This window comes from Lactobacillus sp. UMNPBX12 (genome assembly GCF_002553955.1).
GTDB classification, from domain to species: domain Bacteria; phylum Bacillota; class Bacilli; order Lactobacillales; family Lactobacillaceae; genus Lactobacillus; species Lactobacillus crispatus.
In genome coordinates, this window is record NZ_PCYY01000054.1 from 1 (window position 1) to 1,997 (window position 1,997).

General features: G+C 39.0%; 2 protein-coding genes. Both read right to left on the reverse strand.

Going from position 1 to position 1,997, the window contains the following annotated elements:
* Positions 1 to 143: 143 nt before the first annotated feature.
* Positions 144 to 1,436, reverse strand: a complete 1,293-nt coding sequence (locus CP363_RS10410) for an RNA-guided endonuclease TnpB family protein (protein ID WP_098036220.1) — start codon at positions 1,434 to 1,436, stop codon at positions 144 to 146.
* A 30-nt stretch (positions 1,437 to 1,466) separates the two neighbouring features.
* The coding region (locus tag CP363_RS10415; RefSeq protein WP_098036221.1) for an IS607 family transposase at positions 1,467 to 1,997 on the reverse strand (531 nt) is incomplete at its 5' end.

A 1,997-nucleotide genomic window follows, 5' to 3' on the forward strand; every position in this document is an offset into this window, starting at 1 on the left:
TATTTTCATACATTTTGGACTATTCGTGCTTTCCATTTCTCTTACCAACGTCTACGCTAGTATTCCGATATTTCAATTTAGAAGTAATCGCATTGACTATCTCTTTTGGCATTTTTTCGGACGTAGCCTCGCCCGCAATTATCTTATAAGGCTCGATTTAACTCTGGATGCTTTACTAGCAGCGTTAGGTTGGCCATGGCATTTTCGTCGCGATCAACCTTTTTATTGTAATTAGGACAGCTAGGATTATAACAGACAAACTCGTTATGCTTGGTGCCATGCTTTTTATTGCCCTGCAGCGTGATCTTTTCATCGCCTTTTTTGACCAAGCCGCATGCTGCGCATCTTTGCGTTGATGGATATAGCTTGTTGGCAATAATCAGTTCTTTACCATACCATTCGCATTTATATGTTAAAAGCTTTCTAAACAAGCCAAACATGCTTCGATGCATGCCTTTTGAAGCCACATGGCTCATAAGCATGCCTTTGACTTCCAGATCTTCAATCGCTATTTGATCATAATTGTTTACCAGTTCAGTAGTAAATTTATGCATTAAATCCGTTTGAATGTTTTGGGCACGCTGATAGGATGCCTGAAGCTTGATTCTCGTCTTCAAGTATTTCTTGCTTTGCGCACCTTTAATTCTACCGTTGACTGTTCGCTTCTTTGCCAGCTGCTTTTGATAATGCTTTATTTTGCTGTATATTTTGGTCAAAGACTTAGGAATAATCAAAAGCTGACCATCTTCATAATTGAAATGGCCTACGTTTATATCTACCCCGGTCGCTTTGCCTGTTTTCTTTTTGACTTCGAACCTATCTTTGGGGATCTTATATGGAATTGCCACATAATACCTATCCCTTACTCGATAGAAAGACATTGTTCCTGTAGGATAATCAAAAGGCTTTTCTGACAATTTTATTGGTTGCCAATTTGCTTTCAACCCTTGAGGCTTTTCCAAAACCAGCTTGCCATTAACAATTCTAGCTTGGTCGCTCTTGAAGCCTTGCTTGGGAGCCCGCTTAGATTTAAATTTAGGCTTGCCCCAATCTTTTTGAGCCTTATTGAAAAAATTTTGCCAGGCTTTGCCCAAATCCTGTACGGCTAGCTGCAATAGATGGGCTGAATAGCTAAATTGCCAGTCTTCTTTTTCTGCCACTAGTTTATTCCTGATGGCTTTCCAATTAGGCGCAGGATAGCTGGCAAGCATTTCTTCTTGTTCGGCAGTAAATTTGCGTTGACTCTTGGCCTTTCGCAGTTCAGCTTTGATCTCTTTATCAAGCATCAGCTGCCTAATGTCGTATTCGTCATTCCACAAAGCCAAGGCTTCATTCCAGCAGAATCTCCGATAATCGCAATTGCGATCAAAAACAGCCTTCATCTGTTTGTTGGGAAACAGCTCATAGGATTTGGTTTTTATATAGTATTCTGGCATTTTATCCACCTCCTTTTATAGATGCATCGCTTATTCTTTTAAATTAGGATCGTTCTTTATTTTGTTTTTATACCTTCTCAGTCCATAAAGACGGCATGAAAAAACATGAATAACGCTAATTAAGTCTTCCACTAGCTCCTTATCTGGCGAAGTATCCTCATTGTTTAAGACGATTATCTTACAGTCATGCCAAGCACAAAATTCTTGAAAGAACTTAAAGCCAAAACGGATAAAGCGATCTTCATAAGTAACGTAGATCTCTTTAATCTGATTTGCATCGATGTCTTTGATCAACTTAAGCCATTTAGGACGTTTATAGTTTAAGCCCGATCCAATATCTGAGATATATTCATCGGCGATAATGCCTCTAGCATTCAAGAATTGCCTTAAAAAAGCAACTTGATCTTTTAAATCGTCTTTTTGCCCATTGGAAGATACCCGCGCGTAAGCCACAATTTTGCGTTTATCAATGGGCTCGTTATGATCAAGGCCTAAATACTGATCAAGCTCTGATTGATAGTAAAATCGTCTGTTGTTAGCTGTTCGATGAGCTTTTAATTT

Bases quoted from the DNA above. Each gene is read 5' to 3' on its own strand.
- CP363_RS10410 (WP_098036220.1), bottom strand. From the start codon at position 1,436: ATGCCAGAATACTATATAAAAACCAAATCCTATGAGCTGTTTCCCAAC.